The organism is Rubrivivax sp. A210 (genome assembly GCF_904426505.1).
GTDB lineage: Bacteria > Pseudomonadota > Gammaproteobacteria > Burkholderiales > Burkholderiaceae_C > Rubrivivax.
On the sequence record NZ_CAJGBN010000002.1, the window covers coordinates 1 to 15,267 of the forward strand.

The following is a 15,267-nucleotide window of genomic DNA, read 5'->3' on the forward strand; positions in this document are numbered from 1 at the left end:
AGGGCGGCGAATCGGTGAATGCCACCGTGGCGGCGATGAAGCAGATCGCCAAGAAGATCAGCATCATCGACGACATCGCCGCGCAGACCAATCTGCTGGCGCTGAACGCGGCCATCGAAGCGGCGCGCGCTGGCGAACACGGCAAGGGCTTTGCGGTGGTGGCCGCCGAGGTGCGCAAGCTGGCCGAACGCAGCCAGGTCGCGGCGCAGGAGATCGGCGAAGTGGCCGGCAGCAGCGTCGACCTGGCCGAGAAGGCCGGCAAGCTGCTCGAGCAGATGGTGCCGGCGATCCGCAAGACCTCCGACCTGGTGCAGGAGATTTCGGCCGCGTCCAGCGAGCAGTCCTCGGGCGTGGGCCAGATCAACTCGGCGGTGAGCCAGCTCAACCAGACGACGCAGCAGAACGCCTCCAGTTCCGAGGAACTGGCAGCCACCTCAGAAGAGATGAGCGGCCAGGCCGAGCAGCTGCAGCACACGATGTCCTTCTTCAAGCTCGAGAACGCGGCGCACGGCGACCGGCCGGGCTTCGTGGCACGCCGCGCGGTCACCGCGGCCAAGGCCTCGGCGGCCAAGGGAGGCGCGGCCAAGCCGGCTGGCGGCAAGCCCGGGCTGAATGTGGCCACCGCGGCATCGATCGACGAATCGCAGTTCACCAAGTTCTGAAGAAGGCGCTCTCGCGGCCGGCGGCCGGCGCCCACCCGGGCACGGGCCGCCCTCCGCAAACCGGGCGTGCAGTTCCATGAGGCCCATCACCGACACCGAGTTCGCCCGCTTCCAGCAGTTCATCTTCGAGCAAGCCGGCATCACGCTGTCGTCGGCCAAGCAAGCCCTGGTGAGCGGCCGGCTCGGCAAACGGCTCACCGCCCACCAGCTTGAGAGCTTCGGCGACTACTTCCAGATGCTGGCCTCGGGCCAGCACCCCGACGAGGTGCAGGCCGCGGTGGACCTGCTGACCACCAACGAGACCTACTTCTTCCGCGAGACCAAGCACTTCGACTTCCTGCGCCAGCAGGCGCTGCTGGCGCGCCAGCGCGGCAGCAACTTCCGCGTCTGGAGCGCTGCCAGCTCGAGCGGCGAAGAGGCCTACAGCGTGGCCATGGTGCTGGCCGACTGCCTGGAAGGCGGGCCGTGGGAGATCCTGGGTACCGACATCAGCACCCATGTGCTGCAGCAGGCCACAAGGGCGCTGTACTCGATGGAGCGCGCCCGCCATGTGCCCAGCGAATTCCTGCGCCGCTACTGCCTCAAGGGCGAGGGCGACTACGCCGGGCGCCTGCTGATCGTGCCCGAGCTGCGCCGCCGCGTGCGCTTCGGGCAGCTCAACCTGAACGAGGCGCTGCCGGAGATCGGCAGCTTCGACTTCGTGCTGTTGCGCAACGTCATGATCTACTTCAACGACGACACCAAGCGCAGCGTGGTGCAACGTGTCAGCTCGGTGCTCAAGCCGGGCGGCCACTTCTGCGTCGGGCACTCCGAGACGCTCAACAACCTCGGCCACCGGCTCGAGCAAGTGGCGCCTTCCATCTACCGCCGACCGTCATGATGTCTGTGCCGGCACGGGGCCCCCATGTCCGCCAATGAGCAGATCGACGTCTTCCTTCAGCCGGGCGACCTCTTCGTGGCCGATGCCGGCTACCGCATCCGCACCATGCTGGGCTCCTGCGTCTCGATCACGCTGTGGCATCCGCTGGCACGCGTGGGCGGCATGTCGCACTTTCTGCTGCCCACGCGCGGCAGCCGCGCGCCCGGCGGCGAACTCGACGGCCGCTACGGCGACGAGGCGCTGCAACTGGTGCTGCGCGACCTGCGTCGCGCCCGCGTGCCGCATTCGCAATGCCAGGCCAAGATCTTCGGCGGCGGCAACATGTTTCCGGGCTTCAAGATGTCCAGCGCGATGAGCGTGGGCCAGCGCAATGGCGAGGCGGCGCGCGAACTGCTGCGCCTGCTGGGCATCCCGGTGGTCTCTGAAAGCCTGTTCGGCGACGGCCACCGCCAGGTCATCTTCGACATCGCCAGCGGCGATGTCTGGCTGCAGCAGGTCACGCCGACGCTGCAAGACCGTCAAACCTAGAGGAAAACGCCATGGCACGCATCAAGGTGATGGTCGTGGACGATTCGGCCGTCGTGCGCCAGGTGGTGGCCGGCATGCTGGCCCACGACGCCGACATCGAGATCGTCGCCGCCGTCGCCGACCCCATCCTGGCGATGTCGCGCATGGCCCTGGCCTGGCCCGACGTGATCGTGCTCGACATCGAGATGCCGCGCATGGACGGCATCACCTTTCTCAAGAAGATCATGGCCGAGCGGCCGACGCCGGTGATCATCTGCTCCACTCTCACCGAGAAGGGCACGCAGACCTCGATGGCAGCGCTGGCCGCAGGTGCGGTGGCGGTGATCACCAAGCCCAAGATCGGGCTCAAGCAGTTCTTGCAGGACGCCACCGAAGACCTGGCCTCGGCCATCAAGGCCGCCGCACGCGCCAATGTGCGCAAGCTGCAGGTGGTGGAGAAGAACACCGCCGACGTCATCCTGCAGGCCGCGCCCGACCGCCACGGCGGCGCCATGCTGCAGACCACCGAGCGCGTGGTCGCCCTGGGCACCTCCACCGGCGGCACGCAGGCGCTGGAAGCGGTGCTGACGCGGCTGCCGCGCGTCTGCCCCGGCATCGTCATCGTGCAGCACATGCCCGAGAAGTTCACCGCCGAGTTTGCCAACCGCCTGAACAGCCTGTGCGAGATCGAGGTGCGCGAGGGCAAGACCAATGACCGCGTCGTGCCCGGCCGCGCCATCATCGCCCCCGGCGGCGCCCACATGCTGCTGCGGCGCAGTGGCGCGCAGTATTCGGTGGAGATCATGAACGGGCCGCTGGTCAACCGCCACCGGCCGTCGGTGGACGTTCTGTTCCGCTCGGTGGCCAAGTGCGCCGGTGCCAATGCCCTGGGCGTCATCATGACCGGCATGGGCGACGACGGCGCCGTGGGCCTGGCCGAGATGCGCAAGGCCGGAGCCCGCACCCTGGGCCAGAACGAGGACAGCTGCGTCGTCTATGGCATGCCCAAGGAGGCCATGAAGCGCGGCGGCGTCGAACGCGAAGTGCCGCTGGGCGCCATCGCCCGCGAGATCCTGAACTTCGGAACCTGAGCCCCGGCGGGGTCAGACCTCGCCGCCGAACTTCTGGATCAGGTTGTCGATGTATTTTTCGACCAGCTTCTCGAACTCGCCACTCACCACCGGGGCCACCACCACGCGCATCAGGCCGGGCAGGGGCACGTCGACCGTGCCGCTCACCTTGAACTCCAGCTTGGTGCCTTTCTTGGCGGCGCTGACTTTCCAGCTGCCGCCCACCTGGGCATTGCCCTCGCCCTTGACCGGGGTCCAGACCACCGTGCCCTTCTTGCGGTCGGACACGTACTTGCTGGCATAGATGGTCTGGATGTTGACCTGGGCCGTGCCCACCTTCTCCATCTCCCAGCGGTAGACGCCTTCGCCCAGGTCGCTGAGCTTGTGTACCTTGGGGAAATGGCTCACCGAAGTGGGCACGTCGGACACGAGGTCGAAGACCTCCGCCAGCGGCGCCTTGACGGTGAATTCGTAGCCGAGGTCGATCTCGACGGTGACGGTCATGGCTTGTCTCCTTGCTTGTTGGAATCAGCTGTCGGATTGCCCGGCCCAGGGCAGCATCAGCGCCAGGTAGAGCAGCTTGTCGAATTCCGGCTCGAACAGGTCGACGATGGCCTGCGGTTCGGCGCACAGCGCCTCGTCGGTGATGAGGCCGAACTGCACACCGCCGCCGTAGCTGAGGATGCTGACGCCGACGCCGATGCCGCCGCTGGCCGGCACCCAGAACATGGTCTGGCGCAGTGTGGAGCCGCAGAACTTGAGCGGCTGCGCCGGGCCCGGCACATTGGTCATCACCGCGGTGGTCTTCTTGGCGAACAGCCCCAGGATCATGTCCTGCACCGGCTTGATGAAGAGGCCGGTGATCGAGAGGATGGCAAAGGCCAGCAACGGCTGGTAGCTGCCCTTCAACTCGTCCATGCGCCGGTGCACCGCGTAGACGCGTTCCACCGGGTTGGCGATGCCGATGGGCAGCACCAGCGGCGCCAGGCCGAAGCGGTTGCCGAGCTGCCAGGCCTTGTCCAGCGGGCGCAGGTTCACCGGCACCATGGCGCGGATCTCCTTGCCCGCCGGGTCCTGGCCCTGGGCCTGCAGCCAGTGGCCGATGGCGCCGGCCACGCAGGCCAGCAGCACGTCGTTGATCGAGCAGTTCAGCGCCTTGCCTATGGTCTTGACCTGCTCCAGCGCCATCGGCTCGCTCCAGGCCACGCGCTTTCGCCCGACCGGCTTGCCCTTGAGCAGGGTCGGCGAGTCGTCGGACATCAGCGCCATCGCCGCAACATCGTTGACGACCTTGAGGCCGCTTCGGGCCATGTCCACCGAGCCCAGCAGCGGCTGGCGCGGGTGCGACAGCATCTCCACCGACTTGGCGACACCGCCGCCATACATGGCCGCGGCCTTGACGGCCAGATCGGTGAGCGGCTTGAGCACGGCGTCCGACAACCAGTCGCCGTCACCAGCATCGGCCGGCGGCGTCTTGCGGCGCCGCTTGGGCGGGTCGGCGCCGCCGTCGGTGATGGACAGCATCACCGAGATCAGCGCAATGCCGTCGCCGATGCAGTGGTGGATGCGGGCGATGATGGCGCTGCCGCCCTCGTAGCTCTCGATGAGGTGGAACTGCCACAGCGGCCGCGCGGGATCGAGCGCCGTGGTGGCGAGTGCGCCGCACAGGCGCTGCAGGGCCTGGCGCTCGGCTTCGCCCTTGCGCGGCGCCAGGCGGGCGGCAACGACGTGACGCGCGATGTCGAAATCGGCATCGGCCACCCAGTGCGCGCCCATCGCGTCGGCCACCGCCTTCTGGCGGAAGCGTTCGTACTTGAGCAGCTTGTCGGCGATGCGTTCGCGCAGCGCGGTCAATGTGACAGCGGGAGTGAGCAGCCAGACACCGACGATCATCATCAGGTTGACGTCGTTGTCCATGCGCAGCCACGCCGTATCGACGCGGGACATGCGCTCGGGGGCCTCTGCCATCGCTGTAACTCCTGCGCAGGCGCGGCCCGCGGAAGCGGGCACGATGCTGGGTAACATCCCCCCCGTCAACTCAGATTTTCACCCACGGAGAACCCCGCCATGGCCGACCTGAAAGCCGCCTTCGAAGCCGCCGTTGCCGCCAGCAAGCAATTGCCCGAGAAGCCGGACAACATGACGCTGCTGAAGATCTACGCCCTCTACAAACAGGCTTCGGCGGGCGATGTCGAAGGCAAGCGGCCTGGTTTCACCGACATGGTGGGCCGCGCCAAGTACGACGCCTGGGCTGCAATCAAGGGCAAAACTGCCGATGAAGCCATGCAGGACTACGTAGCCCTGATCGAGTCCCTCCAGTAAAGCGATTCACCCCAGCCCATGCACCGCAGAAAAGCCCTCAGCCTGATCGCCGGCGGCAGTGCCGCCGCGCTGGCCTTGCCCGCGCTGGCGCAGTCCGAGCGCCGCATCGTGCTGGGCCAGTCCTGCGCGCTCAGCGGCCCGGCGGCACAGTTGGGGCTGCAGATGAACCGCGGCGCCCAGCTCTTCTTTGACCGCCTCAATGCCGACGGCGGCGTCGCCGGCCGCACGGTGCAGTTGCGCGTGCTGGACGACGGCTACGAGCCTGATCGCTGCAAAGCCAATACCGAGGCCTTGATCAACAAGGACAGCGTGTTCGCGCTTTTCGGCTATGTCGGCACGCCCACCGCGCTGGCGGCACTGCCGCTGGCGAATGCAGCCGCCGTGCCCTTCTTCGGGCCCTTCACCGGCGCTGAGGCGCTGCGCGAGCCCTTCAGCCGCCAGGCCTTTCATGTGCGCGCCAGCTACTACGACGAGACCGAGCTGATCGTGCGCCAGCTCACTGCACTGGGCTTGAAGCGCATCGCCGTCTTCCGCCAGAACGACAGCTATGGCCAGGCCGGGCTCGACGGCGTGGTGCGCGCGCTCAAGGCACGCCAGCTCGAACCGGCCGCGGTGGGCCTGGTCGAGCGCAACAGCGTGGACGTGGCCAAGGCGGTGCAGGCCATAGTTCCACTCAGGCCCGATGCCGTGGTGCAGATCAGTGCCTACAAGAGCTGCGCTGCCTTCATCCGCGCCGCCCGACTGGCCGGCTACGGCGGCACCTTCTACAACGTCTCCTTCGTCGGCACCCAGGCCCTGGCCGATGAACTGGGCAAGGAGGCGCTGGGCGTGGTGGTGAGCCAGGTCATGCCCTTCCCGTTCAGCACCACGACGGCGATCTCGCGCGAATACCTGGAGGCGGTGGCGCAGGCCGGCGGCGACGCAAGGCCCAACTACTCGGCCATGGAAGGCTATGTCTGCGCCAAGGTCTTCGCCGAAGGCCTGCGCCGCGCCGGCAACAACCCGACGCGCGAAAGCCTGATCAGCGGGCTCGAGACCCTGCAGCGCTGGGACACCGGCGGCTTCCCGGTCAGCTTCAGCCCGCGCAACCACCGCGGCTCGAGCTTTGCCGAACTGTCGATGCTCTCCGGCGACGGCAAAGTCAGGCGCTGAGCACCAGGCGGCTCACCTGGCCGCCAGCGACTTCTCGATGGCCGACACCAGTGTCGAACTGCCGGGCGCCACGATGCTGGCGAACTGGCCCACGGGCTGGCCCTGGCGGTCGATCAAATACTTGTGGAAGTTCCAGCCCGGTGCCTTGCCGGTGGCCTTGGCCAGCTGGGCGTAGAAGGGGTTCATGTCCTTGCCCTTGACCACCGTCTTGGCGAACATCGGAAATTTCACGCCGTAAGTGTTGAAACAGAAGTCGGCGATCTGTTTGGCGTCGCCCGGCTCCTGCTCGCCGAAGTCATTGGACGGGAATCCCAACACCACCAAGCCCTGGCTGGCGTACTTGGCGTGCAGCGCCTCCAGTCCCTCGTACTGCGGCGTGAAGCCGCAGTAGCTGGCGGTATTGACCACCAGCAGCACCTTGCCTTTGTACTGGCACAGCGACTGCGGCTTCTCGTCCTGCAGGCGCGGAAAGCTGTGCTGCAGCAGCGCCGGGCAGGCGGCAGCGGGCACGGGCGAAGACTGGGCCCGGGCCGGGTTGGTGACGAGCGCGGCAGGCGCGGCAAGAACCAACGCGGCCGACAGGCCCGAGATCGGGCCGCGCAGGCGGGAGACAAAGGACGGTTTCATGGGCGGCTCGCGGGAGCTGGTGATGGCCCGATCTTGACAGAGCCGCCCTGGCGCAGGCCGTGCAGGGTCATGGGCGCGGGCGTCTCCAGGTCGGCCCGCACCCAGGCCGCGCCGTCGAAGCACGCATCGGCAAAGAAGACGCTGGCCGTGATGCCGCATTCGATGCCGGCACCGCGCGCCGCCGCCAGGCCGACGGGTGAATCCTCGATGGCGAAGGCCTCGTCCGGCATCAGGTCCAGGCGCTGCAGCACCAGTCTATAGACCAGGGGGTCGGGCTTCTTCGCCGCGGCATCCTCGCCGCAGGCCACGGCGGCGAAGCGCCCCCGCCAGGCCGGGCCCAGCAGGCGCGCGAAGAGCGCTTCGGCGTTGTTGGCGCTGGTGGTCGTGGCGATGGCCAGCATCACGCCGGCGCGCGTGCATTCGTCCATCAGCCGCAGCACGCCGGGCCGCGCCGCAATGGCGCCGCGGGCCACCCGTTCGGCATAGAGGGCGTTCTTGCGCTTGTGCAGCTCGGCCGCCAGCGCGGCGCGCTCGGCCGGCGGCGGGGCGTCGGCACGAGCGGCCATGTCGTGCAGCAGGCGCTCGCGGCCGCCCGTCACATGCAGCAGGCGGCCGTAGTGGCCCGCGCTCCAGCGCCAGGGCAGGCCCAGGGCCGCGAAGGCCTCGTTGAAGGCCGGCAGGTGGCCCTCGGCCTCGGTCTCGGCAACGGTGCCGTCGACGTCCCAGATCAGCGCGCGCAAGGCCCCCACATCAGAGCGCGCCGAGCGCGCGCTTGCGCCGCTCCATCATGCGCCAGATGAAGGGCGTGAAGATGAGCTGCATCGCCAGTTCCATCTTGCCGCCCGGCACCACGATGGTGTTGGCGCGCGACATGAAGGAGTCGTGGATCATGCTCAGCAGATAGGGAAAGTCGATGCCCTTGGGCTGGGCAAAGCGGATCACGCACAGGCTCTCGTCGGGCTGCGGGATGTCGCGTGCGATGAAGGGGTTGCTGGTGTCCACGATGGGCACGCGCTGGAAGTTGACGTGGGTGTGGGCGAACTGCGGCACGATGTAGTGAACGTAGTCGGGCATGCGGCGCAGGATGGTGTCGGTCACCGCCTCGGCCGAATAGCCGCGCACATGCTTGTCGCGCCAGAGCTTCTGTATCCATTCGAGATTGATCACCGGCACCACGCCAATCAGCAGGTCGGGGTAGCGCGCCACGTTCACCGCTTCGGTGTGGACGGCGCCATGCAGGCCCTCGTAGAACAGCAGGTCGGTGTCGCCCGAGAGTTCTTCCCAGGGCGTGAAAGTGCCCGGATCCTGGCCATAGGGCTTGGCCTCGACGGGGTCGTGCAGGTATTTGCGGCGCTGGCCGCGGCCGGTCTCGCCGTAGTTGCGGAACAGGTTCTCGAGTTCGGCAAACAGGTTGTTCTCGGGCCCGAAATGGCTGAAGTTGCGGTCGCCCGCCTTCTCGGCCTCGGCCTGGCGGGCGCGCATCTCCAGGCGGTCCCAGCGGTGGAAGCTGTCGCCCTCGATGACGGCGGCGCTGATCTGCTCGCGGCGGAAGATGTTCTCGAAGGTGCGCGTGACCGACGAGGTGCCGGCGCCTGAGCTGCCGGTGATGGCGATGATGGGGTGCTTCTCGGACATGGTGGCTTCTCTCAGTTCCTGAACAGGCTGCGTTCGGCGAACAGCGGGTTGCCGCTGTCGCGCGTGGCGGTGTCGTGGTGGTAACGCTCGATGCGCTCGACCTCGTTGCGGCTGCCGAAGACCAGGCCTATGCGCTGGTGCAGTGCGGTGGGCTTGACGCCCAGCATGGGCTGGCGCCCGGTGCTGGCGCGGCCGCCGGCCTGCTCCATCAGAAAGCCTATCGGGTTGGCCTCGTAGAGCAGGCGCAGGCGGCCGGGCTTGGCCGGGTCTTTCGTGTCGCGCGGGTACATGAAGACGCCGCCGCGCATCAGGATGCGGTGGGCCTCGGCCACCAGGCTGGCAATCCAGCGCATGTTGAAGTCCTTGCCGCGCGGGCCGCTGCGCCCGGCCAGGCACTCGTCGACATAGCGCTTCACCGGCGGCTCCCAGAAGCGGCTGTTGCTGCTGTTGATGGCGAACTCCTGCGTATCGGCGGGCACTCGGATCTCGGGGTGGGTGAGCATGAACTCGCCCAGGTTGGGCTCCAGCGTGAAGCCGGCCACGCCATTGCCCACGCTCAGCACCAGCATGGTGGTGGGGCCGTAGATGGCATAGCCGGCGGCCACCTGCTGGGTGCCGGGCTGCAGGAAATCGGCCTCGACCACATCACGCCCCGGCTCGCGCTCATGATCGGGAAGGCGCAGGATGGAGAAGATGCTGCCCACCGAGACGTTGACGTCGATGTTGCTGCTGCCGTCCAGCGGGTCGAAGACCAGCAGGTATTTGCCGCGCGGGTAAGGGGCCGGTATCTGGCGCGCCTCGTCCATCTCTTCCGAGGCCTGGCCGGCCAGGTTGCCGCTCCATTCGGTGGTGCGCACGAAGTACTCGTTGCTCACCACGTCCAGCGGCTTCTGCACCTCGCCCTGCACATTGGTCAGGCCGCCCTCGGCGATGTGGCGGGTGGCCGGGTCGCCCAGGGCGCCGAAGGCGACCGAGCGCGCCACCGCCTTGCAGGCGATGGAGACATCGAGGATGAGCGCATTGAGTTCGCCGCTGGCGCCGGGGAAGCGGCGGCGCTGCTCGATCAGGTACTGCGTCAGCGTGCGACGGTTGGACAAGGGCATGGCGGGCTTTCGGGTGTCAGACCAGGTGACGGTTCAGGAGTTGGCTTGGAAGACGCGGCTGGCCAGGATGTCGGCCGGCGCGAGGGTGGTGAGATCGGCCTCGCCCAGCACGCGGTCGGGCTCGGCGAACAAGCGGCTGGCCTGGCGCAGGCGGGCGCGATCCAACGCATTGCGCACGCTGCGCGCATTGGCGAAATGCGGCTGCTGCGTGCGCAGCCGCAGGTAGCTGGCAAAGGCCTCGACGGTGCCGTCGCCGAAGCGGTAGTTCATGCCGGCCAGCATGCGTTCGGCGATCTGCAGCAACTCGGCCGGGGCGTAGTCGGGGAACGCGATGTGGTGGGCGATGCGGCTGCTCATGCCCGGGTTGCTGCGGAAGAAGGTGTCCATGCGGTCCTTGTAGCCGGCCAGGATCACCACCAGGTCGTCGCGCTGGTTCTCCATCACCTGCAGCAGGATCTCGATGGCCTCCTGCCCGTAGTCGCGCTCGTTCTCGGGCCGGTAGAGGTAGTAGGCCTCGTCGATGAAGAGCACGCCGCCCATGGCCTTCTTGAGCACTTCCTTGGTCTTGGGCGCGGTGTGGCCGATGTACTGGCCCACCAGGTCATCCCGCGTGACGCTCACCACATGGCCCTTGCGCACATAACCCAGGCGGTGAAGGATTTCGGCCATGCGCAGCGCCACCGTGGTCTTGCCGGTGCCGGGATTGCCGCTGAAGCACATGTGCAGGCTGGGCGCCGTTCGCCCGGCCGCGGCCAGGCCCAGGTTGGCACGCAGCTTGTCCATCACCAGGAGCGCCGCGATGTCGCGGATGCGCTGCTTCACCGGCGCCAGGCCGACGAGATCACGATCCAGTTCAGCCAGCACCTCCATCACCTGGCTCTGCGCCAGCACCTCGTTGACGGTGCGGGCGGCGGCCGTTGCCGCAGTTGCCACCGCCGCCGCCGCGGGCTCGGTTGCGGCGGCGCCGGAAGCGGCACCGGGAATGGCGTAGAGCGGCGAGGCCATGGCGTTCAGCCGCTGTAGCGCTCGGTCTCGGGACGGTCGGTGGCGTAGCTGTGCACGGTGTAGCGCAGGCTGCGACCGTTCACCTCTTGCCGCGCGAGGCCGAAGCCGGGCTCGTTGGCGGGGCGGTTGACGATGAAGCTCATCACGATGGTCTCGAAGCCGCGCGTCGAATCGAAGGCCATCAGGCGGATGTAGTGGCTGGGAAAGGTCTTGCGGCAGGCGTTCAGTTCCAGCAGCACGCCGGCGGCATCCTTCAGGTCGAACATGGGCATGCCGTACATCTCCCAATAGGTGTTGCGCGGGTGCGGGTCGTCGGTGTATTCCACGCTCCAGGCATAGCCCTTGTTGAGACCGTACTCGACCTGCAGCGCGATCTCGGCGTCGCTGAGGTCGGGCAGGAAGCTGAACTGGCCCTGGGTGATGCGGCCGGTGGGGTTGGTCATCATGGTGGGTGTCTCCTCAGGCCACGGAAGGCTGGGCGGTGTAGTCGGAAGAATCGGTGCTGGCGTAGTTGAAGGACACGTCCTTCCAGGTCTCCAGCGCCTGCTTCAGCGGCGTGCAGAACTTCGCCGCGTCCTGCAGGATCTGCGGGCCCTCGTTCTTGATGTCGCGGCCTTCGTTGCGCGCCTTGACCATGCATTCCAGCGCCACCCGGTTGGCCACCGCACCGGCCTGAATGCCGGCCGGATGGCCGATGGTGCCGCCACCGAACTGCAGCACCACGTCGTCGCCGAAGAGATCGATCAGCTGGTGCATCTGGCCGGCATGGATGCCGCCGCTGGCCACCGGCATCACCTTCTTGAGGTCGGCCCAGTCCTGGTCGAAGAAGAGGCCCCGCGGCAGGTCCTGCTTGGTATAGCTGTCGCGGCAGACGTTGTAGTAGCCCTGCACCGTGAGCGGGTCGCCTTCCAGCTTGCCCACCGCGGTGCCGGTGTGCAGGTGGTCGCAGCCGGCCAGGCGCAGCCACTTGGCGATGACGCGGAAGCTCACGCCGTGGTTCTTCTGCCGCGTGTAGGTGCCGTGGCCGGCACGGTGCATGTGCATCAGCATGTCGTTCTTGCGGCACCACACGGCCATGCTCTGGATCGCCGTCCAGCCGATCACCAGGTCGACCATCACGATCACGCTGCCCAGTTCCTTGGCGAACTCGGCGCGCTCGTACATGGCCTCCATGGTGCCGGCGGTGATGTTGAGGTAGCTGCCCTTGACCTCGCCGGTGGCGGCACTGGCCTTGTTCACCGCGTCCATCACGTAGAGGAAGCGGTCGCGCCAGTGCATGAAGGGCTGGGAGTTGATGTTCTCGTCGTCCTTCATGAAGTCCAGCCCGCCCTTGAGGCCTTCATAGACGACGCGGCCGTAGTTGCGGCCCGAGAGGCCGAGCTTGGGCTTGGTGGTGGCGCCCAGCAGCGGGCGGCCGAACTTGTCCAGCCGCTCGCGCTCGACCACCAGACCGGTGGGCGGGCCCTGGAAGGTCTTGACGTAGGCCACCGGGATGCGGATGTCCTCCAGCCGCGCCGCCTTCAGCGGCTTGAAGGAGAAGACGTTGCCGATCAGGCTGGCCGTCATATTGCTGATCGAGCCTTCCTCGAACAGGATCAGGTCGTAGGCCACCCAGGCGAAGTACTCGCCCGGCCGGCCCGGCACCGCCTCCACCTTGTAGGCCTTGGCGCGGTAGCTGTCGCAGGCGGTCAGGCGGTCGGTCCAGACCACGGTCCAGGTCGCGGTGCTGCTTTCGCCGGCCACCGCGGCGGCGGCCTCCACCGGGTCCACACCCTCCTGCGGCGTGATGCGGAACAGGCAGATGGTGTCGGTGTCGGTCGGCACGTAGTCGGGCTGCCAGTAGCCCATCTGGCGGTACTTGAGCACGCCGGCCGAATAGCGCTTCTTGGCATCGGCGGTGATGTCAGTGGCGGCGGTCGAGATCGTCGACTGGAGGCCGGTTTCGATGGGAAGGTTCATGCGCGATCCTTGGCTGAGGGCGGAGTGGGCGCTGGGTGGGCAGCGAGTGGGGCCAATTTAGGGCGCGCTTGAATTAAGTAAAAGTCAGAATTTCTTTTCTCTTGCATCAGGCAAAACTGATGCATGAACATCACCTTCCGACAGCTGCGTGTCTTCGTCGAGGTCGCCCAGCGGAGCAGCATGGCGCGCGCCGCCGAAGCCCTGCACCTCACACCGCCAGCGGTGTCGATGCAGATCAAGGAGATCGAGGGCCAGGTCGGCCTGCCACTGTTCGACCGCCACGGCCGCGCGCTTTCGCTGTCCACCGCGGGCGAGTACTTCCTCGTCCACGCGCGCCGCCTGCTGGCCGCGCTGAAGGAGGCCGACGACGCGATGGCGCGGCTCAAGCGCGTCGAGCACGGCCTGCTCACCATCGGCATGGTGAGCACCGCCAAGTACTTCGTGCCGCACCTGCTGGCGCGCTTCCACCTCGACCACCCCGGCGTCGAGGTGCGCCTGCGCGTGGTGGGCAACCGCGAGCAACTGGTGGCGCTGATGCAGACCGGCGAGGCCGACCTCTCCATCATGGGCCGGCCGCCGCGCGAGATCGCCACCCGCGCCGAGGCCTTTGCACAGCACCCGCTGGTCTTCGTCGCGCCGCCCGGCCACCCGCTGCTGGCCCGGCCGCAGGCGCCGGTGGCGGCGCTGGGCGGCTACGCGCTGATTGCCCGCGAGCACGGCTCGGGCACGCGCAACGCGATGGAAACCGTGTTCTCCGAACACCGCCTGAGCCCCCGCATCGCGATGGAGATGAGCAGCAACGAGACCATCAAGCAGGCGGTGATGGCCGGCCTGGGCCTGAGCTTTCTCTCGCTGCACACGGTGGGGCTGGAGCTGCGCACCGGCCTGCTGGCGGTGCTGGACATCGCCGGCACGCCGGTGATGCGCACCTGGAACGTGGTTCACATGGGCAACAAGCTGCTGTCACCGGCGGCCGAGGCCTTTCGCTACTTTCTCATCGAGCACGGCCAGGCCTTTCTGGGCGCGCAGGACGGGCCGCTGCTGCGGCCGGCGGCCTGAGCTTGCCCCCATTGGCAGCGATCCCCCGCAGCCGGCACTTCGCGGCAGCGGCGTCAGGACGCAGAATGGCCCCATGAACATCGCGAGCCCTCCCGCATGAACACGCCAGACACCACGCCCACGGCGGGAGGGCCCGGCGCCACGGTGCTGTGCGTCGAGGACGAACCGCTGTCGATGGCGCTGGTGGGCGCCACCTTGCGCGCCTACCCGCGCATCCGCCTGCTCGAGGCCGTCAACGGCCGCGACGGCGTGCGCCTGGCGCAGGCCCACCGGCCCGGCCTGATGCTGCTGGACATGCAACTGCCCGACATCGACGGCCTTGAGGTCGTGCGCTCGCTCAGCGAGCTGATCGCCGAACGCGCCATCCATGTGGTGCTGCTCACCGGCGAGCCCTTCTCCATCGAGGTCGTCAAGGCCATGAGCCTGGGCGCCCACGAATACTGGCCCAAGCCGCTGAGCCAAGACAGGCTGGCCAGCGTGCTGCAGCGCGTGTTCGGCAATCCGCACGACCCGCGGCCGGTGTCGGGCGCGCGGCCGCTTTGAGCGGCCGCGTCAGTCGCCGAGGCGCGACGCCAACCGCGTCGCCAGCCGCGCCGCGGCCTCGTCCCAGCTCACTTCCACGCCCACCGCGCGCAGGTCCACCGTCGCCAGCCCGGCATAGCCGCAGGGGTTGATGCGCCGATAGGGCTCGAGGTCCATCGCCACGTTCAGCGCCACGCCGTGCCAGCTGCGGTGGTTGCTGACCTTGATGCCGAGGGCGGCGATCTTGCCCAGGCCCTTGAACGGGTCGCCCGCCTCGGGCACCAGCACGGCATGGCCGCAGGGGTCGTCCAGGCGCACGTAGATGCCCGGGGCGCTGCGCACGCGGTGGCCGGTGACACCGAAATCGAGCAGGGTGTCGATCACCGCCTGCTCGATGCGGAAGACGTATTCCTTGACGTAGATGGCCAGGCGCCGCAGGTCCAGCAGCGGGTAGGCCACCACCTGGCCGGGGCCGTGGTAGGTGACCTGGCCGCCGCGGTCGGTGCGCAGCACCGGGATGCTGCCGGGGTTCAGCACATGGTCGGCCCGCCCCGCCACGCCCTGGGTGTAGACCGGCTCGTGCTCGACCAGCCACAGCTCGTCCTCGGTGGCTTCATGGCGCGTACGCGTGAAATCGCGCATCGCGGTCTCGACCTCGGCATAGGGGCGCTGGCCCAGGCGGCGTATCTGCATGGCCGGCTAGTCTAGCCAGCCGCTGCTGGCGGGCCCGTGCGGGGTTCGGCATCGGCGTCACCGATACTCGC

The 15,267-nt window shown here is 68.0% G+C and carries 18 protein-coding genes; 8 read left to right on the forward strand and 10 right to left on the reverse strand.

Annotated elements, in window-relative coordinates; genetic code table 11:
• The 4 genes from JMV16_RS03740 to JMV16_RS03755 all read left to right on the forward strand — a co-directional run.
• On the forward strand, positions 1-662 hold a 662-nt coding region (locus tag JMV16_RS03740), incomplete at its 5' end, for a methyl-accepting chemotaxis protein (RefSeq protein ID WP_236580344.1).
• Between the two features lie 76 nt (positions 663-738).
• Complete coding sequence (locus JMV16_RS03745) at positions 739-1,542, forward strand: CheR family methyltransferase (protein WP_201492841.1); 804 nt, start codon at positions 739-741, stop codon at positions 1,540-1,542.
• A gap of 24 nt (positions 1,543-1,566) precedes the next feature.
• Positions 1,567-2,070, forward strand: coding sequence for a chemotaxis protein CheD (locus JMV16_RS03750; protein ID WP_201492842.1), 504 nt, complete (start codon positions 1,567-1,569; stop codon positions 2,068-2,070).
• Between the two features lie 11 nt (positions 2,071-2,081).
• Positions 2,082-3,140, forward strand: coding sequence for a chemotaxis response regulator protein-glutamate methylesterase (locus JMV16_RS03755; protein ID WP_201492843.1), 1,059 nt, complete (start codon positions 2,082-2,084; stop codon positions 3,138-3,140).
• Positions 3,141-3,152: 12 nt separating this feature from the next.
• Here JMV16_RS03755 and JMV16_RS03760 read toward each other — a convergent pair whose 3' ends face one another.
• Together JMV16_RS03760 and JMV16_RS03765 are read right to left on the reverse strand one after the other, a co-directional pair.
• Positions 3,153-3,623 (reverse strand): SRPBCC family protein, encoded by a 471-nt coding sequence (locus JMV16_RS03760; protein ID WP_201492844.1) that lies wholly within the window; start codon positions 3,621-3,623, stop codon positions 3,153-3,155.
• Positions 3,624-3,647: 24 nt separating this feature from the next.
• Positions 3,648-5,087 (reverse strand): wax ester/triacylglycerol synthase family O-acyltransferase, encoded by a 1,440-nt coding sequence (locus tag JMV16_RS03765; protein WP_201492845.1) that lies wholly within the window; start codon positions 5,085-5,087, stop codon positions 3,648-3,650.
• 99 nt (positions 5,088-5,186) lie between these two features.
• Between JMV16_RS03765 and JMV16_RS03770 the strand changes: the two genes are divergently transcribed.
• Together JMV16_RS03770 and JMV16_RS03775 are read left to right on the forward strand one after the other, a co-directional pair.
• The gene (locus JMV16_RS03770) at positions 5,187-5,441 is read left to right on the forward strand and encodes an acyl-CoA-binding protein (RefSeq protein WP_201492846.1); all 255 of its coding nucleotides are present in this window, start codon (positions 5,187-5,189) and stop codon (positions 5,439-5,441) included.
• Between the two features lie 18 nt (positions 5,442-5,459).
• A complete protein-coding gene (locus JMV16_RS03775; RefSeq protein ID WP_201492847.1) occupies positions 5,460-6,593 on the forward strand; it encodes an ABC transporter substrate-binding protein in 1,134 nt (377 codons plus the stop codon).
• Between the two features lie 12 nt (positions 6,594-6,605).
• Here the strand turns inward: JMV16_RS03775 and JMV16_RS03780 are convergent, their stop codons facing one another.
• Genes JMV16_RS03780 through JMV16_RS03810 form a run of 7 tightly spaced genes read right to left on the reverse strand, consistent with a single transcriptional unit; the run spans position 6,606 to position 12,922 of the window.
• Positions 6,606-7,220 carry a glutathione peroxidase gene (locus JMV16_RS03780; RefSeq protein WP_201492848.1) on the reverse strand — a complete coding sequence of 205 codons (615 nt, stop codon included), beginning with the start codon at positions 7,218-7,220 and terminating at the stop codon, positions 6,606-6,608.
• Complete coding sequence (locus tag JMV16_RS03785) at positions 7,217-7,960, reverse strand: HAD-IA family hydrolase (protein WP_201492849.1); 744 nt, start codon at positions 7,958-7,960, stop codon at positions 7,217-7,219. Before JMV16_RS03785 ends, JMV16_RS03780 begins: the two co-directional genes overlap by 4 nt.
• 10 nt (positions 7,961-7,970) lie before the next feature.
• Positions 7,971-8,855 carry a phosphoribulokinase gene (locus JMV16_RS03790; protein WP_201492850.1) on the reverse strand — a complete coding sequence of 295 codons (885 nt, stop codon included), beginning with the start codon at positions 8,853-8,855 and terminating at the stop codon, positions 7,971-7,973.
• A gap of 11 nt (positions 8,856-8,866) precedes the next feature.
• A complete protein-coding gene (locus tag JMV16_RS03795; protein ID WP_201492851.1) occupies positions 8,867-9,958 on the reverse strand; it encodes a class 1 fructose-bisphosphatase in 1,092 nt (363 codons plus the stop codon).
• A gap of 33 nt (positions 9,959-9,991) precedes the next feature.
• Entirely contained in the window at positions 9,992-10,963 is a 972-nt protein-coding gene (cbbX, locus tag JMV16_RS03800) for a CbbX protein (protein WP_201492852.1), read from the reverse strand.
• Between the two features lie 5 nt (positions 10,964-10,968).
• Positions 10,969-11,409, reverse strand: a complete 441-nt coding sequence (locus JMV16_RS03805; protein WP_201492853.1) for a ribulose bisphosphate carboxylase small subunit — start codon at positions 11,407-11,409, stop codon at positions 10,969-10,971.
• Between the two features lie 13 nt (positions 11,410-11,422).
• A complete protein-coding gene (locus tag JMV16_RS03810) occupies positions 11,423-12,922 on the reverse strand; it encodes a form I ribulose bisphosphate carboxylase large subunit (protein ID WP_201492854.1) in 1,500 nt (499 codons plus the stop codon).
• A 123-nt stretch (positions 12,923-13,045) separates the two neighbouring features.
• Between JMV16_RS03810 and JMV16_RS03815 the strand changes: the two genes are divergently transcribed.
• Positions 13,046-13,981, forward strand: coding sequence for a LysR family transcriptional regulator (locus JMV16_RS03815; RefSeq protein ID WP_201492855.1), 936 nt, complete (start codon positions 13,046-13,048; stop codon positions 13,979-13,981).
• A gap of 96 nt (positions 13,982-14,077) precedes the next feature.
• Positions 14,078-14,524 carry a response regulator gene (locus JMV16_RS03820; protein WP_201492856.1) on the forward strand — a complete coding sequence of 149 codons (447 nt, stop codon included), beginning with the start codon at positions 14,078-14,080 and terminating at the stop codon, positions 14,522-14,524.
• 9 nt (positions 14,525-14,533) lie between these two features.
• Here the strand turns inward: JMV16_RS03820 and lipB are convergent, their stop codons facing one another.
• Positions 14,534-15,196, reverse strand: coding sequence for a lipoyl(octanoyl) transferase LipB (gene lipB, locus JMV16_RS03825; protein WP_201492857.1), 663 nt, complete (start codon positions 15,194-15,196; stop codon positions 14,534-14,536).
• Between the last annotated feature and the right edge of the window lie 71 nt (positions 15,197-15,267).